The organism is Methylobacter sp. BBA5.1, from assembly GCF_000746145.1.
In the GTDB taxonomy this organism is placed as follows: Bacteria; Pseudomonadota; Gammaproteobacteria; order Methylococcales; family Methylomonadaceae; genus Methylobacter; species Methylobacter marinus.
Map to the genome: position 1 here is coordinate 106,522 of NZ_JQKS01000011.1, position 24,703 is coordinate 131,224.

Consider the following 24,703-nt stretch of genomic DNA (forward strand, 5'->3'; position numbering starts at 1 on the left):
ATGAGATGGAAGGTTCCATACAAATAGACAACAGTTGGTATATTCCAGCCACTTCCTCGCGCGCCGATGACCGGACCCGGGTTCTTAAGTCCGGCGAAAGCTTTGCGGTTTTCAGCCGCCATGGCGAAATCAGCTGGGTCGGGTTCGGCGAACAGGGGTTTTATTTTCTCGGCACGCGTCACCTGTCGTTTTGGCATATCAAGCTCGCCGAACGCGAACCGATGTTGCTGAACTCCATGGTCAGGCTCGACAACAGCCGGCTGCTGGTCGACCAGACCACGCCGGACTTATTCCATGACGAATCGCTGTGGATTCCAAAGGGCAGCCTGCATCTGCATCGCGAAATGATTGCCAATGACAACTCGCTCAGCGAATACCTGAAAATAGTCAGTTACCACGATCAACCGCTCCGCTTCTCCCTGGAATACCAATTCGACGCCGATTTTTCCGATATCTTCGAAGTACGCGGCGTGCATCGCGCGCAACATGGCAAACAGAAAGAGCCGAGCCTGGAACAGGACGCCGCCATTTTGACCTACGAAGGGCTGGACGGTGTTGTCCGACGCACGCGCATAGGCTTTAACAAACCCCCTGACGAACTGGCAAGGGATACCGCGAAATTCTGGATCGAGCTGGCGCCGGGAGAAAGCTATGAATTGGAGTCCCTGGTTTCATGCGTGCATGGCGAGGCCCAATTTGATCTGCTCGACTATACGCAATCCGCCAGCGCCAAAAACCGTGCGGTTGCGGCCGACAGGGCGGCGAGCGCCGCAATCTGGACCGATAACGAGCAATTCAACGATTGGCTCAACCGCTCGACGGCCGATTTGCGGATTCTGACCACGGAGACCTGTTACGGCCCTTATCCCTACGCGGGAATTCCCTGGTTTTCCACGCCTTTCGGTCGCGATGGCTTGATCACCGCGCTGCAAACCTTATGGGTGCGGCCGGAGTTAACCCGGGGCGTTCTGGCCTTTCTGGCCGCGACCCAGGCCGAGTCGGACAATCCGTACCAGGAAGCCGAACCGGGAAAAATCCTGCACGAATTGCGTGAGGGCGAACTGCCCGCCCTGAACGAAGTCCCGTTTCGCCGGTACTACGGAACCGTGGATGCGACGCCTTTGTTCGTGGTGCTGGCCGGCCATTACTTTCAGCGGACCGGCGACCTGGCGTTTATCAGGCAGCTTTGGCCTAACATCGAAGAAGCACTGAACTGGGTCAGCACGAAACTGTCGCAGGACGGCTTTCTCTGCTACCACCAGCATGTGAAAGGCGGCCTGGTCCAGCAAGGCTGGAAGGATTCAAACGATTCGATTTTTCATGATGACGGCAGCGATGCCGTACCGCCGATAGCCTTGTGCGAGGTTCAGGGCTATGCCTGGGAAGCCTTGAAATGCGGCGCCGACCTGGCCGATCGCCTTCAACTCGAAGACAAGGCGAGCTACTGGCGCACCCTGGCCGATCGCCTGCAGGAAGACTTTGAAGCCAATTTCTGGCTCGATGATCTCGACATGTATGCCCTGGCGCTGGACGGCAACGGCAAACCCTGCGCGGTTCGCAGTTCCAACCAGGGGCATTTGCTCTATAACGGCATGGTCAAGCCGGAACGTGCCGCGCGGCTGGTTCGGCAATTCACCGGGGAAAACGCCTTTAGCGGCTGGGGATTGAGAACGATCTTCGCCGGCGAGGCGCGTTACAATCCCATGTCCTATCATAACGGCTCGGTCTGGCCGCACGATACAGCCCTGGCCGCCGCCGGCCTGGCGCGCTACGGTTTTATCGATGAAGCCCTGAAGATAATCGAGGGATTGTTCGATGCCTCTATTTTCTTCGACCAGCATCGGCTTCCGGAACTGTTTTGCGGCTTTAACCGCCTGCCCGGGCAGGCCCCAATCCTGTACCCGGTCGCCTGCGCCCCGCAAGCCTGGGCCAGCGGCGCGATCTTCATGATGATCGAAGCCATGCTGGGCATCGGTTTTGACTGTGACCAGCCGAGGCTTCGGCTGATTTACCCGCGCCTCCCGAGTTATATCAACTGGATACGCATTCGGGGCTTACGCTACGGCTCGGCCAGCATCGACCTGGTTGTCCGCCGCCACGGCAAGGACGTCGCCGTCAGCACGGAACGGCGCAGCGGCGACATAGAACTGATTGCCGTACTCTGAATGCAGCGCCGGCACAAAAGCCGGCGGCCATGGCGAGGAATGGCAAGCGCGGGAATTGAACCATTGCCGCGGGCATTGAATCACAGGATTTAATTCCCCTCTCGTGCCTACGCTACGGCGCGGGCATCATGAAGCGCCACCTGCAAAGGAGGATGAAATGAAGGTATGTTTAGTACTGCTCGCCTTGCTGTCCACTTCCGCTTACGCCCAGGTCTACAAATGCGCCCCCGGCCAGTACCAGCAAGATCCCTGCCCTCACAAGCCCGGCATCCGGCCGATGGTGATCAACGACATTCCCAGGCAACAGCAGATAGCCGCGCAACAGCGCTGGGCGATAAAAAAAGAGGAAATCGAGAGAGAGGATGCCGCCAAGGCCGAAGCCTGGGACAGAGAGCGCGCCTTCCGGATTGAAGAAGCGAAAGTCGCCGCCGCCTGGTTTCAGGCCGATGCCGTCCAACGCGCCGCGCAGGCCCTGGAAGTTCGGAACGAGATTGAGATCTACAAGATCGAGCCGTGGCGGTGGACTTATTATCCAGGTTATTTTTATTAGCTGGCGTTATCTGGATCGGGCCTTGAACAATGGCCTGGTTTCAATGCGGGGGCGATGCCCACATCGCGATCTTAAATCGCTTGGCAAGTCGCGATGTGGGCATCGCTCCCACCGGTACTCAATCAGTTTGATTATGACCTGATGTTACGCGGCCAGTTGATGTTAAATCGGTTTAATAATGTGTCGCTATCGCGACAGTTTTATTTAATCGGGTTTATCGCACCCGAAGGCGAGTTACTTTCTTTTGCGCGGCCTCGGCAATTGCTCCTGCATTGCTCTACCTCCTGCATCCATGCAGTCGAAAAGAAAGTAACCAAAGAAAAGGCCGCCCGGTTGCCGCTTGCATCCTGTGCTCCTCGCTTTCGCCGCGGGTTGCCAAAAGGGACTCCTGTCCCTTTGGCAACCCGCTTCATCCATGAAGCGCCCCTTCGGGCTGTTCCCGACGAAAGCTGCGGTGCTCGGCGCGGCAAACGGGATGAAACCGCCCGCGTGCGTAACATCAGTTATGACGAAATTGTAGGTGCGAATTCACTTGTGCCCATAGGGCATAAATAAATCCGCACCTACACCGGAAATTCATCCGCGTACTTGAGGAAGTTATTTTATGCGCGTTCCTAAGTAATAGGATGTGCCGAGCCAGGAGGCGCACTTGTGCCCTTTAGGGTATCGTTCGCGAGCGATGCAAGATTCAAATTTCTGGAACTAATCAATTGGCTGAGCAACTTCGTCGAATACATGAGCCGGCTCGAGCGCCGATAATGCGGACTGCACATGGCCAAAGCCGATTCTTTCCTGCTCAAGGCGCAGATTCTCGCGAATCCGGTTGTCCCGCAGATCATCATAGAGCGCCGCTTCTTCAACATTCAGCCGAGGCAGGTCGCGCACTGTCTGTTTCCCTTCCTCTCCCCATAACGGTTCAAACGCCAGCAGTGTCTTTCGATCCATCAGGAACGACTCCACGTGCCCGAACCGGCCGCGCAGCTGATCAAGGATCGCGAAGCCGTGGGTGTCGATATCGCCCCAATAATGCATGCGGCAGCGCGAAAGCCAGTCGGCACGGGCCAACATCTCGAAACCGTATCCCGCGCCGAAGAGGACCAGACTGTTCTCAACCCGCGGAAAGGCCAGGAAGTTAATTTCGTTCTCGGTGATGAAAACACGCGCGACGGGGAGATCGAGCCCGGCAAAACTCTCGGCATCGAGTGCGATATCCGGCGCCTGCCTGTTCCGAGCGCGGCCGAAAAGGTTTATTTCCGGATCGAGTACGCGCAAGCGGATGCGGACCGGTTTGTCGAGGAACCCGTACCGCCTGGCGAACTGGCTCGCGCCAGACGCTGCCTGATCAATGGCCCCGGGCGGCAAGACCAGATCCAGCAACTCCATGAGCACGCCGCGATGGGCTTCGATAAATTTACTGTGCACGCCCGGGATGTCCACCTGCCTCAGGTATACGCCGGGGCGCGGATGGCGTTCAAGCCAGGCGGCGATTTCCAGCAGCCGCTCCCAGGCATCGGCAAGCTCCAGGGCGCGCAGTGGCCGTTTTCCCAGCCACTCCAGCAGCCTGGGCTGGCGCCTGCCTGTCAGCTCGATCAATGCCGTGAAGCGGACCACGTCCCGCCGTTTGCCGATCAGCGCGGCGGCATCCTCGACCGTATCGATCCAGACCTCCCGGGGCACTGCGTTAGCGCCCAGCAACCGGTGCCTGAATTCCCTCATCTCTACCCGGTAGTAAGACATGGCCCGAAGTTCGGTAATCCAGGCGCGCACATCATCAAAGCGATCGGCCATCTCGGCCGATGTCGGCCCCTTCAGCAGCAGGCGCTTCGGCAATGACGGGACATCCGCGACAAGAGCGGCCAGCCATTCCCCCCTATCCCAGAGTTTTTGCACCTGGGCGCGCAAGTCGGCCGGCCTGGTCCAGTCGATGCGCGCCATCCTTGGCGCCTTCCCTTCGGTCATCCCGCCATCCTCGTTTTCTCGGCCCGGTACTCCTCGATCGAAAGATTGCGCAGTTTGGAGGCGCGGCCTTCCTCGTTATGGACAAACCCCACGCTGGAAACGAACGGTTCGATGATATGGATTTTCTGCAGGGGCGTGACGATCAGCAGTTGCAGATTGAGCTGGGAAAACAGCCGCAGGCCGTATTGCGCGGACTCGTCCGAGCCACGCCCGAAGGCTTCGTCGATGACCACGAAACGGAAGGATCGGGAACGCACCGCGCCCCATTCCAGGCCGAACTGGTAGGCCAGGCTCGCCGCCAGGATGGTGTAGGCCAGCTTCTCTTTCTGACCGCCCGACTTGCCGCCCGAATCGGAATAGTGCTCGTGCTCGCTGTCGTCCTCGCGCCAGCGCTCGCTGGCGCCGAACACGAACCAGTTGCGCACATCGGTGACCTTGCCGGTCCAGCGGCGGTCCTGCTCGGACAGCCCTTCCCGGCCCCGGAAACGCTCGATAATGTGTTTGACCTGCAGGAATTTGGCTTCCGAATACTGGCTGTCGTCGGAGCCGGTCAGCGCCCCTTCGGTGCAGGCGCGCAGTTCGGCCTGAAAGTCGCGGATGTCGGCGTCGGGCGTCGGCTGAGCCTCCAGAATGATATAGCGGCCGGCGTTGTAATCGATCCCGGTCAACGACTCGTTGATGCGCGCGATACGCTCCTTGATCGTTTCCCGCTCGCGCGCCAGCTGCGACTGGAAATTCGCCACCTCGCGGATGGTGTTCTCATTCAGCAGCTCCTTGAAGCGCGCTTCGAAGCGCGGCAAATCGTCGGCCTGCAGCTGATCGAGCATGTTCCGGTATTCGAAAGCGGCTTCGATGCTGGCATCGACTTCCGCCGTCTCCAGCTTGAAGGCTTCCTTGTACGCCGCCATCGCCTGGATGATCTTGTCGCGCAGGCGTTTGAGCTTCGCATCCTCGGCATCGATCCGGGTCTGCAGCCAGTCGCGCATGTCGCGCTCGCGATTGTCGCAGGATTCGACAGTCAGTTGATGCTCGCCCAATGCTTCGCTCCTGATGGCATCAAGCCGATCGGAATACTCCGTGTGGACAGCCGGCGCGCAGCTATCCAGCAGCGTTTGTAGCTGTGCCAGCAGCGCTTCGGCGTCGGTCTTTTTCTGCTCGGTTTTCGAGCGTTTGTCTTTATGCGCCTCCAACCGGGATTCGCTGTCTTTCAAAGACTCGGCAACCTCATTCAGCTGTTCGCTCAATTGCTTGAGCACATCCGAAGCGGACTCCAGTTGCTTCTTTTCGTCCTTCAATTGAGCCAGTTCCAGGGTCAGCGATTGCCAGTCGAGTTCGCGGAAATCCGTGTACTCGTCAAGTTTCGACAACGCCTCGAGGCGTTCCTTAAGGGCGCCCTTCTCGGCCTGGATCTTGCCAATGCGACCGCCCAATTCGCCCAGCCGGGCCGCCAACTGCCTGGCATTGGCTTCGAGGGCCGCGATCTTCGCTTCATTGGTCCAGCCCAGCACATAGCGGCTGCGGTCATCCAGCCGGTGGCGGTCGTCCTTCTCGTGACGCTCGCCCGGCGCCTTGATCTGGCCCGCGCGGGTAATGGCCTTGATTTCACGGCGGAACTGCTCGTGCGTCGCGCAGCAGGCGACGTCGAAACGGTGGGCGATTTCCCGCTCCAGCCAATCGTAGAAAGGCGAGTCGGGCTTGATGGCCAGTTTGCGCGCCAGCGAATCCCGGTGCAGGCCGGGCAACTCGCCCCGGGCGCCCCGGCGCACCCGAAAATAGACCAGCCGCCCTTTAAGGTGCGTTCTGTCGACCCACGCCGCCACTTCCGGATAATGCGCATCCGGCACCAGCAGCGACAAGCCGAAGTTGCGCAGCAAGCGTTCGGCGGCGCCTTCCCAGTCGCGCTCATCCTCATGCACTTGCAGCAGTTCGCCGGCAAACGGCATGTCGGCCTCCGAAATATTCAAAGCCTCGCACAAGGCGGAGCGCATCCGGATCTGCTGGTCGTCGATATTGCTGCGCCGGGCTTTCAGGCTGTTGATCTCGGCGCTCAATTGGTCATGTTCCTGCTTGCCCTGGCGCAAACTCACGCCGTGCTCGGTCAGGTCGTTCTGCAGTCTGTCATCTTGCGCCCGCGCCGCTTCGGCCAGCGCCAGAAAGCGCTGCCGCTGCGCCAGAAAGCCGGGCTCGTCCTCCGACGGACTTTCGCCGATGGCGCTGACCAGCCTGGCGTAACGCTGCGCCTTGTTCTCGCGCGCCTGGCGCTCCTGATCCTTGTTGCGGATATCGATCGCCAGTCTTTCAAGACGGTCGCCGCCGTTATCAGCGATGCTGCGCTTGAGTTCATCCATTTTGACCCGTTGCGCGTCACGGTCCTCCTCGATGCGCTTGACCTGGGCATCCTGCCGGCTCCAGTCATCGGCAAGACTGGCGATGCGTTTTTCCAGCAAGCCGAATTTCAGGTTGGCGAAGTAAGGCCTCAGCGCCTCGCGGCAGGCCCGTAGTTCCTCGGCTTGCGCAATGAGACTTGCATGGCGCTCGCAATCGCTAACCAGCGGCGACAGCAGCGCCACTTGCCGCTTGGCCTTCAGCACCGCCTCATGCGCCCGGTTCAGGTCGTCGAAATGGCCGATCAGGGCCGTGACGCGCGGCGCGATATCAAAAGGCTCGAGCATGTGGCTGCGAACGAAATCGGTCAGGTTGCCCACCGATTTCATCGACACCGTCTGATGAAACAACTCCAGCGCCTGTTCATTGTCGATGCCGAAGCGGCGGCGGAACCAGGCGCCGTAAGGCGGAAAGCTATCGTTCATCTCGGCGCCGAGGCCCCGCAGTTTCTTGCGCAGGCCCGCGATGTCGGAGCCGAAGTGGGCGAAATCGACCGCAATCGACAAGTCCCGTTCCGCGCCGACGTAAAACCGCGCCGGCTGTCCCTGCGCGTCCTTCATCCAGAAGACCTGCGCCAGCGTCACGGTCTGGTCGTAGCCGGCATTGTGAAAAACGCCCAGAATCACCGAGTAGCTGTTGTGGTCGCGCAATGCCACGGGCTTGGCGTTTCCGCTCACTTCATTGCGCTCTGACTTGTAATGCCCGAGCACATAGGAACGCAGCGAGCGCTCCTTGCTGTCGGCGCCGGCGGCCTTGTTATAGGCGATGCGGTGCGCCGGCACCAGCAGCGTGGTGACCGCATCGACCAGCGTCGACTTGCCCGAGCCGATATCGCCGGTCAGCAAGGCGTTCTGGCCGTCCGGATTCAGTATCCACACCCGGCCGTCGAACGTGCCCCAGTTGTAAACCTCCAGCCGATGCAGGCGAAAGCCCGACAGCGCGTCGTCGGCCACGAAATCCAGGCCCAATTGCATAGTGGTCATAACTTATTTCCTTGCGCGAGTTGCGCCTGATACGCCGCCAGCCGAGCATCGAAATCCGCCAGCCACTGCGCGTCGACGAAAGCCTTGAGAATACGCCGTACTTCGAACATGGCGGTCTGGCCCGCGGCCGGTTTAAGTTTGCGCAGGAAACCCAGTTCCACGATCTTGTTTAGATGCGTCTCTATCTGGTCGATCAGCCTGGCCTCGTTGCTGCTTTCGGGCAAAAATACCCGGACCAGATCGACGATTTCGTCGCGCGCAAGCACCAACCGCGTATCGCCGCCGCCCGCGTCGAACTCGGCCAGCTTCTTGCGCAGCAGCGCCAGCAGCAAGCTCACCGGGAACGACAGCGGACGCCTCGCCACCAGGCGCGGAAGCCTGGGAGCGGCGTCATCGTCGCTTTCCTGGCGCGAGCGCAAAAACGAATAGCCCTCGGCCTCGTCGAGCACCAGTTCCAGGCCCAGCACTGCCACATAGTCGCGCACCCGGGCCTGCAGGTTGAGCAGCGCCTGCCAGAGGCTTGCGTCGGCCTCCCGATAGATCACACCTTTGAGCAAAGGGATCAGCAGGGCCGATAAATCATGCGCCGCCGCGTTTTCAAGTTCTTGTTCCGTCATTCCTATCTCACGAAAATCACGCGCGGCAACCGCGCCTGTTTGATATTTTCCCGGCCATCCGGCCCTGTGCGTGTCCAGACGATGGTCTCGACCGTCTCTTCATCGGCAACCGTCCTGAAGGAATCGCCAGCGAGCTGCAGGTACGCCACCAGCTCCGCCAGGCCATGCTGTAACGGCCGCATCTCGCACAGCTCGCGCAGGGTGATTTGCGTGCGGTCCTGCAGAGCGTGGCGGATATGCCGGGCCAGCTGTGCCTTGTCGATCACGATCTGCGAGTACAGCGCCGCCGCGTCCACTTCGGCATCGCCCGCTTCCAGCCCGACATCGGCGATCACCGGTTTGACCGTGGGCGTGTAAAGCGGCCGCTCCATCGGCAATTCGATGCCGGCCGCCGTGTCCGCAATACCCATCACCTCGCCGGGCGGCGGCGATTCGCGCAGTTGAAGCGCCCTGGCCTCGATATCGCGCAGGATATCCATGATGCGCCGGTTCTCCAGCCAGGCCTGATCGTCCAGAAAACGCCGCAACTGTTGCGAGAGCTGGGCCACCGTGCGCTGGGCGTGTTCGCCGGCTTCCAGCCAGTCGTAATGCACGCGGCGGATGCGGGCGTCGGGCTTGAGCTCGGCGACCGGCGGCAGGGCCAAGACGCGCTCGAGCAGCGTCGAGAGTTCTTCCTGCCGGCTGCTGGACATCAGAAAATCCCAAAAGGCCCTAAAGCTCCGGCCCTGATCGGAATCGGCGATGGCATCACGCTCGCCCATGATGTCCTCCAGCAATGCGCCTTTCGAGCCTTCCCACAGGGCGATGCGTTCCCTGACGCGCCGGTCCAGACCGCGAAAGTTGTGCTCCACCTCGCGAAAATCGGTCAGCAACTCTCGCGCAAGCTGGTTGAATTGCTGAAAGCGGTCCCTCAGCGCCGTATCGTCCAGCAGCGGCATATCGCCGGCCAAAACGCGGGCGATCTCAAGATCGATCTCGTCCCGCCGCTTGTGCAGTTCCTCTATGCGCGCCTGCGGATCGGTCTCGCTGCCCTCGCTCATCTGCTTGAGCAGTTCGAACAATGTCAGCAAGCGCGATTCGGTGCCGACGAAACTGCGCTCGGTAAGCGTCCCCAGCCAGGCAATCGCCTTCTCGGTGGCCGGCGTCAGGTCGAACTGCGGCTCGTCCGAACCCGAGGCGTAAAACTTGCGCAGCCAGCCTTTGTCCGGGCCGGCCCAATCGTTGAGATACTCGATAGCCGATTTGGGAAAGGCCTGCGTCTCGCGTAGAGTGAAGAGCTCGTCATCCAGCGCCTCGACCAAATCCGCTTGCGCCATGACGCGTATATTGGGCACGATAAACACGCGATGCAGAAAACTCGCCACCAGCGGCGCATGATCCGAGCGCAACAGCCGCCAAGCCGGATGACTCTGCCGCAGCAGGTCGAGGGTGGTGTAATCGAGGTTCATTGAGGGAGGTTTTAGTAATTACTTGGAGTCTGAAATTTGTTTTATGCTGTTTGCGGGACGATTGAGCGCCGTGCGCCCTTTCTAGCCGATCGATAAAGCCCGCTATTTTACATAAAATCGCATGCCTGCCGGAATTTATGGGATCGGCTGGGTAAAATTGTAGGTGCGAATTCATTCGCACGATAATACGCCTGCCCGTTTCCATGTTAACCGATATCAAGGCTTTCATAGCCGCGTATGCATTCCCACGCGGGAGCGCTCGCCGTTATACACAAGTATCGGTAAACTTGCTAAACAGAGTTCGTCGTATACCTGGAAACGGTGCTGTTTGATAAATCTGCGGATATTGAACATCAGTGGCTTCGAAATCGCGACGAAGGCGTCGCTCCCACAAGGGGGCGGATGCTCTGTGGGAGCGATCCCCAGATCGCGATTTCGAAGTCGGGAACGTTGGGCGACAAAAAAGGGTATCGAAGCCTCATTAGCTAAGATTGCAAAACAGTAATTTTTGACTTATGTATAACGATGAGCGCGGGAGCGTGGGAGCGAGTAACACCTTGATTTATCTACGGTTACCTGGTTCCCACGGTCCTCCGTGGGAACCGATACCGGACTTCGAGCGCGGCATGACATGTGCGAGCCCGGTATGAGCAACCCTCAATCCGAAGCGGTTCAGTCCAGTCAGCGCGCGCCGGGCATTGGCGGCCCCATCAGACCGGCGCCCCCGAGGCTCATCATGCCGACGAACGCAAGCGGCAACTGCCATACGGATTTGGCAAGTCGCGATGTAGGCATCGCTCCCACGGGGCATGGGAACAGTATCGCGATCTTGACCAGCGCCGCTCCTTGTCGGCAATACGGCAGCATTGAGTTGTTGAACAACGGGGGAATTGGAGTTGGTACGTTTTTGACGCGCTTGCCGAACCGGGCAGGATTTTTAAGGGGGCGAGGCCAGTGTCAACGGCTCACGACGGCATGCGCAACATCAGTAATGTATTGGAGCGAAAACCGGCCATCGCTCGCGCTGGTCTTGCCTAACGTGGCGATATACTTATCGGCTTGAGGACGGGTCGTTGCCGTGGATCGATAATGCGCTGCAGGTAGTCGAGCATGACAGGCGAATTATCTCCGCGTAAAAACACAGGGTTAACGGCAACCGGCATGGTTCCGATTTTACCGGTTTCCTTGTTTAAAACTTCAACGGTTATCAATGACACGTCTTGACCTCCTGCAAGTTTATAACCCGGACCGGGCGAAATAGTTACATGCTGCCAATTTTGAGCTTCAGGAAGCGCACATTCAATTAGCGCCACTACTTAAGCATATATACTTATATAACCTTATAATTTTTAAGAATTTATACTTAGGAACGCGCATAAAATAACTTCCTCAAGTGCGCGGATAAATTTCCGGTGTAGGTGTGGATTTATTTCATTCCCGTTCCTTAACGTTATCGGTGAACTGGCGTTTATTAGGCTCTTAATTCGTATTTAAGGGGTATTGCTCATGATGGCTCATTGCCAGCCAACTGGTGCGCTCCAGTCTTTGTCAAATGACTGGCCCACCGATGCGGCTTCTCCGATGGGCGCTAGGAAGCGTGACACTTGATCCACGATGTCTGCAAAGTTCTTGGGTAAATGCTCCTGCCCAAGGCGTCTGCGGAAGGCTGTCCATTGCACCTGCTTTTCGGCAGAAAATGATTCTTGGAATGCGATAATATTTTCAGACAACGAGGTGCCTCGCTGTCTGAACGTGAGCAGAATGGCTTGCTTCAGTTGATCACCATTGAAGTTAAATTGTCGGGATAACATCCAAATATCGTAAAAACCCTTCATCCGGCTATTCAAAATTCCAAGCTTTACCATGGCTTCAAATTTCTCTGCGATAGCGCTCTCGCGACTGTAGCAGAGCAATCTTGGCGCCGCGAAATCGAGCAATGTCGGCAATTCAGATTCTATTGGATCAGGATGGACAATATCGCCGAACCCAATGTCGAGCTGCATATTTATCCTGGCTGAATCGAGCGTGCCACGAAAGCGAACGCGGATACCCTGATAGTCTGCATCTTCGGTAATACGCTCGGATTGGATAAAGTCGGTATTAAAGTCCAATCCATCGGGCTCGACTTCGACATTCAGCACTTCTGTGATTTGCGAAATGATTTTTTCTTCCTCATTACCGGTCTTTGCCAGCATGTCGATATCCATGGTCGGGCGAAATACAGGAGCCTGCCAAACACGCAGCATAAGAGCACCCTTAAGGATAAAGCGTTGGGCATGTGCTGATCGTGAAAGACGATATAGAAAACGCTCCATCGCATAGTATTGAAGCAATTCAGCAAATGGTCTCTGATCGCTTTTTGCTCGGTTTAACAGCCTTTGGCGAACCGAGGCTGCTATATTTTTACGTGTAGTCATAGTGTTGCCTCCAGATAGGGGCGCATGACTTTTTCCACCCGGCAGACTTTCGCATACCTGATCAGTTCGCCGAGGTTAAATTTTTTGCGTGCTTTATAGAGTTTTAGGGCTTCCAGCACGATGTCCATTCCGAGTTTGTTTCTAAATTTAAAGCAGTCTGCCAGGGTCTTTTCCGGGCAATAAACTTTGACTGAAATGCCATCAATCTGATGTGTTTCAACGCCTTCCTTTAGTGCTGCTTCAGAAAACCTGTATACGCTTAGCGGAGGATAATCCAGGCGTGGTGTTTCCGAGCCCTTGGCCAACGCAATGGAAACGGCATGAGGAATTTGAGTGGTGATTTCGTGAAAAGCCAGTGCCGATACCAGACATATGATGGCCTGAGGAACTCTCGTCGCTACGATGACAAGGTCCGGATCGGAAATGTCGCCCTGAGCTGTAAGGCGGTAAACGCCTCGTGACAGAACCTCCAGCTCGCCACTGTCTCTAAGCTGATACAGCGTTCGGGGATGAATCCCTGCCTGGATTGCATCCGTTGTACGGATGATGCCTCCCAGTTCTCGGATGGTCATCAGGGCCTTGTGCCAGGCACTGCTGGAGGTAGAGGGCTTTGCCATGGATAGTATTACCTATATATATCATTTTAGATAGGTAATACTATCCAGCCTGACCGACTCCTGCAAGCGAAGAGCTTATCGATCAAGGCTCCTGATTGCATATAAGGGCTTGACCGATATTGCGAGTTGTGGGTAATTATCAATAAATACAAACATTTTTGTTACATTGGCTCCCAATTCCCTGATTTATTCCATGCCCATTACTTAGTTTCCTTTCGCTCACCCAATTTCGCATTCAAACTCCGTTGATGAGTCCGCCAATAATCCATTGTTTTTCAATGGTCCTCTATTCTCTAGCCATGGACTTGGGCTTTGCGCGGTGGGGAGAGGCACTGAGAGTATTGGGCCATTCTGAGAAGAATTGCCCTGAAAAGTCCGCGATCAAGAAAGGCGCGAAGTCCGTAAAACCTTACAAGGTAAGGACTGTAGCGCGGGGCGCAGGCAATAAAAAAGGCGAACTGAGATCAGTTCGCCTTTCGGAATTGGTGGAGGCGGCGGGAATTGGGTTCAATTCCTGATTCGCCTTCCAAGTCACTGAAAAAACAACTAATTTTCCTGCTGAATCCGGTGCTATTTTGCCACTGTGGTTCTAGTTTGTGGCTCCTCTTGGGGATTAGCCTATCATCGGTTGTTCAGTGATTCAAGTTTCAGCCCTGCCCTAGCTGAATCAGGGTGCCGGTATCATTCGCGCCATTTTGAAACAAAATGACTGTGCCAAGTTCTGGATGGTTGCCGGTAAATAGGGTTTCAGAACCGGTGTCATGCTGTTGACGGTTGGTCAAGGTTGCGTAAATGTCGGCGTGTTGGTCGAGGGTAATGGTAGAAACGATCATTGTTTTTTCTCTTTGTGGTTAATGGAGCCGCGATTGTTTCAAAAAATATTCAAGATAGTCAAGCGGTGATCTTTTTAAAATCAATAAGTTACCGGTGATTTAACGCGGTGCCATTCGCTTTTTTCTGCCGTTTTTGTAGGTCGGCAGCTAAGGTCTTATGCTGAAAACTCACGAATAGGCCGTTAAATCCAATCTTTTCAGCGTAACCGGCAAGGTGTGAGGCGCGGTGATGTGTCGCAAATAGTAAACAATAGTAGGGTTTGTCCATATCAAAAATCATGCCATCCTGTAAGCCTTTATTAGCGCGGCTTATAGAGAGTTGGCATGATTTCATGCTAGGGTTTTATTATTTCCTTATTGCGACATATTACCGCGCGGAACATGTGCGGTGCCATTCGCTTTTTCTGCACTTACTGAAATCAACCTTCAGCCGGTTATTGTAGTATTCCGTATGCTTTCTTAATGGCTGGCTTACTGCCACAGTCACGCGGCTGTATTGCATGCGGGTCTGGCCGCGTTCTTTTAGGTTGTAATCAGCCCAGTTCAGGTCGGTATACAGGCAGCCGCGCGTCTTGAATAGCTGCTTCCGCTTGGAACCCCTGAACCTTATTGCGCCATGCTTTTCTCGGGGTGTCGCTTGCCGGTTTAGCTCATGAAATACGTTTCGTGCCTTTCTCAGTTCATCCGGTCGTAGCAGTATAGAGCCTTGTATGTGAGGCTGGCCGCGTCGCGCTGTTTCAAAAGCAAACCAGAAGGCTACCGGACTGTCATCTGGTCGATTTAGAGCCTTTTTAAGCCGTTTTTGTAATTGATCCCGCAGGTAGTCAACCCGCTGCTTTTTCTGGCTCTGTATGGCTTCTTTGAGGCTCCTGCTTTCAGTAAAAACGAACGGGATTAACTGGTATTCATGGCCGGACAGGGTTTCCAGCTCTGACAGAGCAAGCTGGTAGAAGTAGGGGCGTGTCCGGTCGTTCAGCTTCTCCCAGACTGGGAGCCGGAAGGGTAGGATGATGTTATTTTCGTTCTCATCTAGCCGGTCAGTTTTTACCGTAGCGGGCAAGTGTTGGATTAGGTAGGGGATGTTATGGCTGGGTGTAGCTGTTGGGTCATAGGGTGGTGTCTGTGGGTGGGTGTTGTATATGTATACTAACCCCCTTCTGGATTTGTGCCAGCCTCTAGCCTTCGCAGCCCTTAAGCTACGCTGGATACAGACGTTTTTGAACCCCTTATTTGAAGGCGGTTTTTGGCGTGAATCTGGATTTTTTCTATATTTGGCTTTATTCCTGCACCGCTGCCGCTGTTCCAGATAATGCTGAAAATTTGGGTTAATTCGGTTATCATGGTCGTTCATTATAAATATTCCTAATACCCCAGATCGGCTGCAACCGGTCTGGGTTTTCTTCTGTCCATTTGGCCGGATTTTCAAAATTACCGTCGGCGATGAATAAAATATATACCGGCCAAGTCGTTTTTTTCTAAGGTATTGACATCCTCACCGCGCCGTCATCATTAAGTCAGTTATGACTTAGCTCTCATCAATTACACCCTCTTCAATAACTGCGATATTTTCCGGCTTATCGAAAACGGCGTCTTTGGTCTGCTCCTGCCGCATCTGGGCGATTTCTTCCGGCGTCAGCTCATGGATGGTAAGTGACGGCAAACTTTCCGGCTCTGGTTCTTGGTTGTCGATCTGAAGCGCCCGACGTATTGTTTCTTGAGACAGCTTTAACGTTGTTGCGTAGGCTGCCAGACCGCGCATCTTGTAATGGCTGGGTAATGACGTGTCATTCAGCAAATCATCAAGCGTCACCGTCATGGCGCGTCTAAGCTGCCGAAATTGCGCTACGTCGTCCAATACTGTTGAGGCTATCTCATGCTTTAACGAATCGATAAACGCGCCATCTTGAAGCAGTTTTGAGCGTGCAAGCGTGACTGCCTCATCGGTCAGTGAACCCTTGCCTACCTTATGCTTTGCAAAATGGCGTGATAAAGTTGCTGATGATATGCCGGTATTTTCGCTGATTGATGCTATTGAATATCCAGCGTCCCGCAAGGCGATAGCCGCCTTTAACTCTTCGTTGGTCTTTGGCTTACCGGCCATATCAAGCAGCTGCCTCTTCCAGCTTTGGCGCGTAGTGCAGGATGAACCATTCAGTCAGCTTCGACCTTATAAACATTGGCCGACCGGCTATCCTGATACAGTCTATCTTGCTGTATTTGCCGCGATTGCCGCGAGGGTGACCCTTCTTGATAGCGTCCACAGATAGCGGGTTGCGGGTGTTTTCTGACAATATCGAATAAAAATCCGGGTGAATGTCTGCCAGCTTATTGTCTATGATGTAGTCATCATAAAGACAATGTAAAAAATGACTGGCTTCTGATTTGTTTAAAAATGCTGATGTTGTCATTGTGCTATTCTCCTTGTTTTTTAACTGAATCAATCAATAGCTGCCAGTATTCGGCCTTGAACTGTTGTATTTCTTCCGCTGGTGTCTGAATTGGATATTGTTTTATTTGCTCGTCCATCTCCGCCGCTGTCTTTGCGAATTCCGGCAATATCCAATTCAGAGTAGCGGTTAGCAGGTCATTAATTGCTTGAGTTCGGGTTAATTCAAAATGATTGGCGATTGTATCCAGCTCATCAACCAATGAACCGGAAATGGTGAAGTAAGCTTGCTTGATCTCTGCCGCTTTTTGTCGTGTGCGGTAAGCTTTTTGCTTTTCCGCCGGTGTCATTGGCTTATTGCCTTTGGGTGGCCTTCCTTTTTTCTTTATCGTCATTTTGTAACTCACTGTTAATATTGGATATATCATACCACATCGGTAACAATGTTACAAAACAATTGATTTATTCCTGAACTGATGTATTATGTGACTACACATTAAACGAACATCTTGTAATGTAGTCGGAGAGGATTAAAGCATGGCAACAGGTAAATTCATTTCATATTTTCGCGTTTCAACTCAAAAACAAGGTCAGTCCGGTTTAGGTCTGGAAGCACAGCAAGCCGCCGTCCTAAATTATCTAAATGGCGGTCAGTGGGAATTGGCTGATGAATTTGTTGAAGTTGAAACCGGCAAGGGTTCTGATGCCCTCGACCGTCGGCCACAACTAAAGGCCGCTATTGATGCTTGCAGGAAACAGAAAGCCACTTTGATTATTGCCAAGCTGGATAGGTTGGCGCGTAACGTTCATTTTATCAGTGGCTTGTTAGAAACTGGCGTTGAATTTGTTTGTGCTGATATGCCACAGGCTAACAAAGTGATGCTTCAAATGTATAGCGTAATGGCTGAATGGGAGCGCGATCAAATCAGCGCCAGAACTAAAGCGGCACTGCAAGCGGCTAAGGCGCGCGGTGTCGTTTTGGGCGCTGCCGGTGCTGCCAATCTGAAACCGAATATTGAGGCGCGCCAACAGGCCGCTGCTGAGTTTACCGGTAAGCTGAGAGGTGTTATTGAGGGCATGAAGGCGCGCGGATTGACTCAGCGCGCCATGTGCAATGAACTGAATGAGCTTGGAATCAAAACCGCGCGGGGTGGCTCTTGGTCACAGATTCAGTTACAGCGGGTCATAGAGAAGTTGGCTTAATTTCGAGAATCATTTTCAAATTCAAAAACATTATCACCACTGAGCGAATAATTAATAACCTCATTGCGCCCCTCGTTCTCTCTCTCCGGTTCGATATTAATACCTCCCCATCCGGGGGTGACTTTGAAGAAATAAAGTTTACCCGCTTCTGCTTCGAACTTGACGGGTTTGGATTGATTTGCATCCGCATACTCTGCACGAATAACATGTGAACCCGGAGGGATGTTACCAAAAAGATAAGTATTTGTTTCTAAATTACCGAACTCTTTATAATCGAGGCTAATATTGAATAGACTGCCGCCAGCGAGAAGATTATAAGGTCGATATACATATATCGAAGCAGTTCCCGTTGCAGGTGTGAAACTTAATGCTTTTCTTTCGAATGCTGAGGACGCTGGCGGCACAGAAGCGCATCCGGTCAGAAAAAAATTAACGGTGAAGGCAAGGATAATAAATTTCAACATTTGATTATTAGTCAATATCGCTTTGCGATAGTCATAGTCGCCTGATGTGTAAAGTTATCAATTATCGATTATTAGCTTCAAAAAGTATACTTTTTGAGATGACGCACTATGGAATGAATTATTGAAAAAACTGACTTAATGCCACATGCCTTCGTTAGGCTATATGTTTTCGATATATCTGATCAAGCGTATCAGTATCATAGGTAAGATAATATGCTCCATTACGATGTTGCTTGATCCTTAGTGGTCCATCAGATTTAATCAATTGCACTGTTAAAAGAATCTTGAAAATGACTTTTCCATTTTCTCGAAACAAGAAGTAGTTTGCAAAATAGTCTGAATCAAGTATAAAAGGGAAGTTAGATAAATTTGCCTCTGGCATATCATCATAGACCGGACGAGATAGATAGTTAGAGTATCGCCCGTCAAAATGTTTTCCGGACAATGTCTCTTGGATTATCGAGTGCTCAACCATGCAGTTGTGTTTGACAATAACAGGAGCCTGTTCCAAGCGACCGGTCCCTTTGCGAGAATCCCAAAAATAATCCCAGCCAATATAAGCTATGGATCTAACATAGCGGAATCTTCCATCTATAAAAGCTAGTATGTCATATGAAATGCCAAAACTACGGTCCCAAGTTTTACTATAAAGACTCTCGTCGAATCTCGCATATGCTACATCATTTATAACAGAGAGCAGAGCTTGTTCCTGAGCTACCAATGTCAACCCTTTATCCTTCCAAACACCCCCTCCACCTTCCCAAGATTGTAATTGTTTTTTCAGACTCTCAAAATATTCCTCGCCTGAACCATCAAAGAAGCAGGAGTCATAAAAAACTTCCTGAGTGTATAAGCAATTCCATCGAAAGCAATATGACTCATCATCAATAACCCATCCTATGAAATTTGTATGTAAGCTTCCAAAGTCATCAGGATCATAGCTTTTGAAAAAATTCTCGAGCGACGATTTAGTAACAACTTCGTTGCTAAACATTTTCCTTAAATCGCTAATTACTATCTTTGCTACAAGCGGACTTCCTGCCCAACCGATAGCAAAATTTTCAGAAATTTTATATATTTTCTTTCGGACCGAGCGATAGTTATCCCCTTTAGCAGAATTGGTAAGTGTCACATCGCCTATTAAAACTGCTAATCCATCTTGTTTATACGCCGCAATTAATGTCATATATCTTATTTTTATTATCCAGATCTTAGGTATATTACGGTCTTGAACCTTTGTTGATTGGAGGATGGCTCAAACCAAAGTCAACTTGTTTGATTACATCAAACATAACATCAACGCGATAATCCTTGCCATAGCGCCCATAGCTCATAGAGTTGTTTTCGTGCCCCATGATCGCTTCAGTCACTTCAGGCGGGACTCTACGCTGTTTCAGCTCATTTGCCAGTGTATGACGGAACGAATGAAAAACTTTGCCGCTGTCTGTAATTCCGCACCTTTTCCGATAGCGATTAAACCACTTTGATGCGACAGGATGATACTCACCATTAATCGGATGCAGCTCTTCAAATAACCTTACCTTACCGCCCGCCCTGCACTTTTTAACGTAATCCAGCAAGCCCAGCTCGACCATCATTGGATGAATTGGAATCGAGCGAAGGGCGGCACTTGTTTTACCATTCCATTCCTCATCCTGACTAAGTGCGAAGCAATCTACACCGTCAATCTGCTTGAAGTTGTGAATCTGCAACCGGCAGATTTCTTCGAGTCGCATTCCGGTATGCAGACCGATAATCGGTATCCAATACTGATATGGATGCCTGAACCCCCGCTGATACTCCTTAGACTCAAACAGCTTGATTAAATCGTCTTTGTCAAAAGCTTGCCGCTCTTCCGATGCTCGCTTTTTCTTGCCCAGCGTCAGCCCCTCAAAGGGATTGTCGTCAATATATCCTTGATTCTTCGCCCAGTTAAACAGAACGCTAATCCGTATCAGGTTATTATTGATCGTGTTATGTTCCAGCCGGTCTTCGCTTGGAATCTCCATTGCCAACAGCTCAGTAATGCTTTTATCCCGATAAGCCTTCTTCTTCCGCATATTGGCAGGCAACTTCATATATTGTTGCTTGAAGCTTCTAGCTACTGCTTTGTCCATATTCTTCAAAGGCATATCACCGACAACAGACAAGAGCAAATCGAGGGTTGCCTTTACTTGCTCAGCGCTTCGCTCCTTCCAGCGACCCAGCGTTTCGCCTTCGTCAAGATAAATCTTAATGATTTCGGACAATGACGGCAGTGGTTCGGCCTGCTGTTCCGGTGAGTTTGTTGGCGCTGGAACTGGAGCGCGTGCAATAGCCGCTAGCTGGGCTTCAAATAGCGCCTGTTCCCGTGCTTGACGTTCTAAGCGTTCTGCTTCTTTCCTCAGTTGGTTAAGCAAGTATTCTTTGTGGGGTGTTGTGTCGTCGCCTTCGGTCAGATTCCGCTCAATTTTGCCCGTTATGGCCTTTTTCTCACCATTAGGCAGAGTGGCTAGGGTTTTACCCTCTAACGTGACTGTAAACGCGCCATAAGCGCCTTTTTCTAGCTTGCTCATTTCCTTATCCAGTTCGACGCGATAGGCGCGTGCCAGCTTTACCGCAAGTCGGTAACTGTCGGTTTTGAGCGATTTTTTGATCTCGGGAGTGGTGAAGTAAGCCGAAAACTGTTTCGGTATTCTGGCGCGAAAAAAGTAGATGCCGCGATTGTTCTTCCATAAATACGCTGGATGGTTCATGTCATCTTGCCGGATGATGTGGCCCGGTTTGTGGCCTCATTGGTGGATAAATGAATCCAGCAAGAAAATTACTGATTTAAAGTCAAAAAAAACGGGGCCTAAGCCCCGTCTTTTCTGTAATTGGTGGAGGCGGCGGGAATTGAACCCGCGTCCGCAAGCACTCCGCCATAAGGTCTACATGCTTATCCCGCGCTTTTGATTTAACTGTTGACTACCCGTCGGGCCAAGAGGATCAACAGCGATTTCGATTGGATTTAACGCTTCAGGCTCCGAACTAAGCCCTGACGCGATCTTATGTAATATGATCCCTGAATGTTCCGAAGAACTCTGCGCGCATAAGCACACGCAGTCAGAGAAGTGGTGCAGGTTTTAAGCTGCTAAAGCCACTGAGTAGTTTTCGTCGTTTGCGAATACTTTTTTTCTGTAGGATTTACGAGGTGTACAGTCCTCGGCATGCACTTAAGGTTTTGCTACCCACGTCGAAGCCAGGTCGCCCCCTTAACTTGTGTATTGTAATTGATATGAGTCAATTATGCTAAAAAGATTCCCTTCATTTAAAAAAAAATTTCAATTATCTGAAATCCGCTCATTCAATCAACATTCTGGTTAACAGACCTTTGTCCTCTTGCGATAGTTCCTTGGGCTTGCCGCCCGTTTCGCACTGCTCGATGATGCCGCCTATCCGGCTGATCTGCTCGGAATGTTGTCGGCTGAAATTTTCTATAATGTCCGCCACTTCGTATTCGATCATGCTGAGCCCGTTCATCAGGCCTTTGTTAAGTCCCCGTAAGGCACTTTTTTCCAGTGAAGGTTTCATTTTCTTCAAAATAAAAAACGGCGCCAGCCAAGTTATGGCGATCAGCAAGGTGCTATGAATGGCGAAATTCACGCCCAGATACGCTTCATTGCCTGCCTCGCTGGTGTAATACACCATGAAAACTCGGTAACCGACCCAAATGATGGCCGCCAGCGGCAGTATGATTTCGCACAGGCGCACGAATTTTAAAAAGGCGCGATGCATGACATTGCCGGGATTGGCCAGCGCCTGCCGTACGGCCAGTTCACTCTGGGCCTGAATAATTTTCGGCGCCTTTTCGCGGATTGCGGCCAACTGTTTTTTAAGCGGTGCAACCGGGATGCCCTGCTGGTCGACGCTCAGAATGAACTCATCCAGACCGTCTTCAAAACGCGCGCCGGCCCATTCGTCCCATAATTGCACGTCCGTGCGCGATGAGTATTTGCCGGTAGCCGGATTGGTGATCAAATCGGCGGCATGTTCGGCATAGTAATTGGCGACTTGCTGTATCGGCCAGACGAAACCCTGCTGCAGGGTGTCGGCGGTGCGTTGCCATTGCTCTTGCCACAGTTGCGGCGTGTGCTGGACGGCCTGCCTGGAACCCAGCGACGGCATATGGCTTTGCAGTTTTTGTTTGAGGTCATCCTTGCGGATTTGCAGGCCTCTCAGCTCGAGCTGCTGGATCACGTGTTCGGTCGCCAGCGATTCAATCGTGGCTTTTAATGATTCGAACTCATCGTCTTGCGGGTAATCCGCGCAGACCGTTTTATAGATGATCGGTTCTTCAAATCCGGCCTTGTGCAGTTGCTGCCTGAAGTCCTGATATTGGGCAATCTGGCCCCGATCCCACTGATTCAGCACAAACAGCCAGGCATGGCGTCCGCCTTCGGCGAGCAGCAGGCGCCAGGCTTTTTCATCCCTGTAGCGCTCGGGGCTGACGACATAAACGAGTACGTCGATATGCGGCAGCCATTCCAGAACCAGTTGTTTGTTGCTCTGTTCGGTGCTGTCGAAATCGGGCATATCGATCCAGATGATGTTTTTTTTCGATTCATCATCGTGCTGGGCTATCTTGATGCGCTCGACAGGCAATTTATCGGGCAGGTTCCTGATGGCAACGCTATGGTGGTGGAACAACGTGACTTCGCGCGATGTCGGCCTTTCCACGCCGGTCCGGGCGACCGCCTGGCCGGCCAGGCGGTTTAACAATGTGCTCTTGCCCACGCCGGTGCCGCCCATGAAGGCCACGATCAAGGGCCTGGAGCCGCTATGCTCGAACAGGGTATCGGGCGTTCGTGCGTCAAACTCGCTTAACTGCCGCGCCGACTCCTGGCCGATCCAGCCGGCGGCCGCGGCTTGCTCGGCCCAGCGTTTTGTTTGTTCTACTAAGTCAGAGTATTCGTAAGCCATGTCGCTTTTCTTTGAGTTGGTGTTCGGCCGTCTGCAGCTGCTCGGGCTCAATATTAAACTGTGTAAGATGCGTTAATTGCTTGGGCAGTTCGGCAAGTTTTCTGCCCATACTATCAATAAACAGGGTCTGCTTGACGGTGGTTAGCTGGTGTTGTTTCAATTCCGCCTCGACTCGGTTCATATAACCGCCGATGGCGCTTTCGGCCAACAAAGACGTGACGGTCAGCATGGCCGGCGCAATGATCAGATCATGCATGCCTATGCCGCCGGTGTTCAACGCCAGCGCAATGGCGGCCGCATCGGTGGTGACGCGCGTGGCCCGCAGGCTGTTCAGGACCACTGGCTTTTCCTGCAGCTTGTGATACAGCTGTTGAGCGGTGTTTTCCACGTCCTGCTGAAAAGCTATATGATAGCTTTTCGCGGCATTGTTGAAATCCCGCAAGATGTCCGGCCGCCGGCTGCGCAACAGGCTGCCGGCTTCTTTCCACCATTGGTTGTGCCGGTTCTGTTCCGCCCTGTCCAGAAGCCGGTCGGCCATCTGGATCAGCATGTGTTCGGCTAACTGGTTCAACAGGGCGACTTCATGGCTGCTGTCGGCAATGTGCCGCCTTTTGCGGCCCAGCTTCATGACTTGTCTGACCGGCCAGGTCAACACCCTGCGCGTGCCGGCCAAAACGCCGGCCAGGCCTGGTATCTCCAGCAGGCGCAGCAACTCCGCCAAGGCGTATTTGAAGGTCTCGTAATGATGCGGATGATCCAGGAAATCCCGCCGGTAACTGTCCAGTGCCTGCTTCATCAGTTGATCGACCAGTTCCTGCCAGTCTGCCAGCGCCTGGTGCTCGGCGACCACCGGCTCAACCCATTCACGCCAGTGTTTTTGCAGCAATTCCTGTTCGTAGCGCGCCTGTTTTTTATGGCTGACCTTGTTAACCATCTGAGCCAGCAGCTGCCGCCGGGATTCCGGCCAGACCGGCTGTCCCGTCTGCTTTTGGTAATACAACGGCACGACTTCGGGAAATTCATCCTTTCTGGCCTGCTGCCATTTATCCTTCAGCGAATGAATCAGCAGGGATTCGGAACCTTCGACGAGCTTGTTCAGGCAGATAATGGTCGGCTGATGCAGGTCCTCGAGCACGGACATGATGTCCCAGACCGATTGATCGGCGTATTTTTCCTTGCTGACCGCCAGCACAATGATATCGGCCAGGGCAATCGTCCGGATCAGCCCTTCGCGATAATTGGCGGCGTCTATCGAATCAAAATCGGGCGTATCCCAAAGCACGCAAGGCGGTAAATACGCCGAATCGGTGGCATTTTCAGTCAATAGGTAGCAGTCATACCGGTCAATCGGCACCTGCCCTTGCCGCAATTGCTGGAAGCGGCCGAAATAACGCTGTAAATCGCTGCATTCCTTCAGGCTGATCTCGTTGCAGAAGCCTTCGGGATGTACGGTATAGCCCGCCAACGGACTCACTCCGGCGATGTTGCTGTTTAATAATAAGTTGACAAGTGAACTCTTTCCTGCCTGCGTCGGACCAATAACTGTGATCTGCAACGGATGGTCTGGCCCGGATGCCAGAAGCTGGCCTTTACGCATAAAGGCCTCCGCCAAAATGAGCTGGTCTATCCGCTGTCGATAGCTTGTCTCTATGGACTCATTGCCCGGTTGACTCAATACGGCCAGGTAACGCTGTTTTAATAATTGGATAAATTCCAGCATAGAAAGTTAGCTTGG

22 protein-coding genes and 1 other RNA gene are annotated in these 24,703 nt (G+C 53.1%); 4 read left to right on the top strand and 19 right to left on the bottom strand.

All coding sequences use genetic code 11. The features are described from left to right. Positions 1–5: 5 nt before the first annotated feature. The 3 genes from EK22_RS08070 (at position 6) to EK22_RS24665 (ending at position 3,270) form a co-directional block, all read left to right on the top strand. Positions 6–2,165: an amylo-alpha-1,6-glucosidase gene (locus tag EK22_RS08070; RefSeq protein ID WP_020161220.1), complete on the top strand. Its 2,160-nt coding sequence runs from the start codon at positions 6–8 to the stop codon at positions 2,163–2,165. A gap of 157 nt (positions 2,166–2,322) precedes the next feature. Then, positions 2,323–2,715, top strand: coding sequence for a hypothetical protein (locus tag EK22_RS08075; RefSeq protein ID WP_020161221.1), 393 nt, complete (start codon positions 2,323–2,325; stop codon positions 2,713–2,715). Positions 2,716–2,808: 93 nt separating this feature from the next. Then, complete coding sequence (locus EK22_RS24665; protein WP_036249735.1) at positions 2,809–3,270, top strand: hypothetical protein; 462 nt, start codon at positions 2,809–2,811, stop codon at positions 3,268–3,270. Between the two features lie 147 nt (positions 3,271–3,417). On the opposite strand, the gene EK22_RS08085 is transcribed toward EK22_RS24665, so the two are convergent. From EK22_RS08085 to EK22_RS08150, 13 genes are all read right to left on the bottom strand, one after another. Further along, positions 3,418–4,674: a DUF3322 domain-containing protein gene (locus EK22_RS08085; protein ID WP_200882573.1), complete on the bottom strand. Its 1,257-nt coding sequence runs from the start codon at positions 4,672–4,674 to the stop codon at positions 3,418–3,420. Further along, positions 4,671–8,042, bottom strand: coding sequence for an ATP-binding protein (locus EK22_RS08090; protein ID WP_036249737.1), 3,372 nt, complete (start codon positions 8,040–8,042; stop codon positions 4,671–4,673). The genes EK22_RS08085 and EK22_RS08090 overlap by 4 nt, the downstream gene beginning before the upstream one ends. After that, a complete protein-coding gene (locus tag EK22_RS08095) occupies positions 8,039–8,659 on the bottom strand; it encodes a DUF4194 domain-containing protein (protein WP_036249743.1) in 621 nt (206 codons plus the stop codon). Before EK22_RS08095 ends, EK22_RS08090 begins: the two co-directional genes overlap by 4 nt. Positions 8,660–8,661: 2 nt before the next feature. Further along, complete coding sequence (locus EK22_RS08100; RefSeq protein ID WP_036249744.1) at positions 8,662–10,107, bottom strand: DUF3375 domain-containing protein; 1,446 nt, start codon at positions 10,105–10,107, stop codon at positions 8,662–8,664. Between the two features lie 1,034 nt (positions 10,108–11,141). After that, positions 11,142–11,324: a hypothetical protein gene (locus EK22_RS24165; protein ID WP_152565030.1), complete on the bottom strand. Its 183-nt coding sequence runs from the start codon at positions 11,322–11,324 to the stop codon at positions 11,142–11,144. A 297-nt stretch (positions 11,325–11,621) separates the two neighbouring features. Then, the gene (locus EK22_RS08110) at positions 11,622–12,524 is read right to left on the bottom strand and encodes a nucleotidyl transferase AbiEii/AbiGii toxin family protein (protein WP_036249746.1); all 903 of its coding nucleotides are present in this window, start codon (positions 12,522–12,524) and stop codon (positions 11,622–11,624) included. Then, on the bottom strand, positions 12,521–13,141 hold the full coding sequence (locus tag EK22_RS08115; RefSeq protein WP_200882574.1) for a type IV toxin-antitoxin system AbiEi family antitoxin domain-containing protein: 621 nt from the start codon (positions 13,139–13,141) through the stop codon (positions 12,521–12,523). Before EK22_RS08115 ends, EK22_RS08110 begins: the two co-directional genes overlap by 4 nt. A 647-nt stretch (positions 13,142–13,788) precedes the next feature. Continuing rightward, a complete protein-coding gene (locus tag EK22_RS08125) occupies positions 13,789–13,974 on the bottom strand; it encodes a hypothetical protein (RefSeq protein WP_036249751.1) in 186 nt (61 codons plus the stop codon). An 88-nt stretch (positions 13,975–14,062) separates the two neighbouring features. Next, the gene (locus tag EK22_RS08130) at positions 14,063–14,242 is read right to left on the bottom strand and encodes a hypothetical protein (protein ID WP_152565031.1); all 180 of its coding nucleotides are present in this window, start codon (positions 14,240–14,242) and stop codon (positions 14,063–14,065) included. Positions 14,243–14,341: 99 nt separating this feature from the next. Next, positions 14,342–15,325, bottom strand: coding sequence for a hypothetical protein (locus tag EK22_RS08135; RefSeq protein ID WP_036249756.1), 984 nt, complete (start codon positions 15,323–15,325; stop codon positions 14,342–14,344). 174 nt (positions 15,326–15,499) lie between these two features. Then, entirely contained in the window at positions 15,500–16,075 is a 576-nt protein-coding gene (locus EK22_RS08140; protein WP_036249763.1) for a helix-turn-helix domain-containing protein, read from the bottom strand. Between the two features lies 1 nt (position 16,076). Then, entirely contained in the window at positions 16,077–16,382 is a 306-nt protein-coding gene (locus tag EK22_RS08145; protein ID WP_036249768.1) for a hypothetical protein, read from the bottom strand. Between the two features lie 4 nt (positions 16,383–16,386). Continuing rightward, entirely contained in the window at positions 16,387–16,755 is a 369-nt protein-coding gene (locus EK22_RS08150) for a hypothetical protein (protein WP_152565032.1), read from the bottom strand. A gap of 142 nt (positions 16,756–16,897) precedes the next feature. Between EK22_RS08150 and EK22_RS08155 the strand changes: the two genes are divergently transcribed. Continuing rightward, positions 16,898–17,563, top strand: coding sequence for a recombinase family protein (locus EK22_RS08155; protein ID WP_036249771.1), 666 nt, complete (start codon positions 16,898–16,900; stop codon positions 17,561–17,563). On the opposite strand, the gene EK22_RS08160 is transcribed toward EK22_RS08155, so the two are convergent. The 6 genes from EK22_RS08160 to EK22_RS08180 all read right to left on the bottom strand — a co-directional run bounded on the left by EK22_RS08160 (position 17,560) and on the right by EK22_RS08180 (position 24,688). Next, entirely contained in the window at positions 17,560–18,042 is a 483-nt protein-coding gene (locus tag EK22_RS08160) for a DUF2846 domain-containing protein (protein ID WP_036249773.1), read from the bottom strand. The genes EK22_RS08155 and EK22_RS08160 overlap by 4 nt on opposite strands. A 139-nt stretch (positions 18,043–18,181) precedes the next feature. Beyond that, the gene (locus tag EK22_RS08165; protein WP_036249786.1) at positions 18,182–19,213 is read right to left on the bottom strand and encodes a hypothetical protein; all 1,032 of its coding nucleotides are present in this window, start codon (positions 19,211–19,213) and stop codon (positions 18,182–18,184) included. 34 nt (positions 19,214–19,247) lie between these two features. Further along, entirely contained in the window at positions 19,248–20,762 is a 1,515-nt protein-coding gene (locus tag EK22_RS08170; RefSeq protein WP_036249787.1) for a site-specific integrase, read from the bottom strand. A 121-nt stretch (positions 20,763–20,883) separates the two neighbouring features. Next, positions 20,884–21,260, bottom strand: a transfer-messenger RNA (tmRNA) gene (gene ssrA, locus EK22_RS23550). 88 nt (positions 21,261–21,348) lie between these two features. Beyond that, on the bottom strand, positions 21,349–22,968 hold the full coding sequence (locus EK22_RS08175) for a GTPase (protein WP_036249788.1): 1,620 nt from the start codon (positions 22,966–22,968) through the stop codon (positions 21,349–21,351). After that, positions 22,949–24,688, bottom strand: coding sequence for a GTPase domain-containing protein (locus EK22_RS08180; protein ID WP_036249789.1), 1,740 nt, complete (start codon positions 24,686–24,688; stop codon positions 22,949–22,951). The genes EK22_RS08175 and EK22_RS08180 overlap by 20 nt, the downstream gene beginning before the upstream one ends. Between the last annotated feature and the right edge of the window lie 15 nt (positions 24,689–24,703).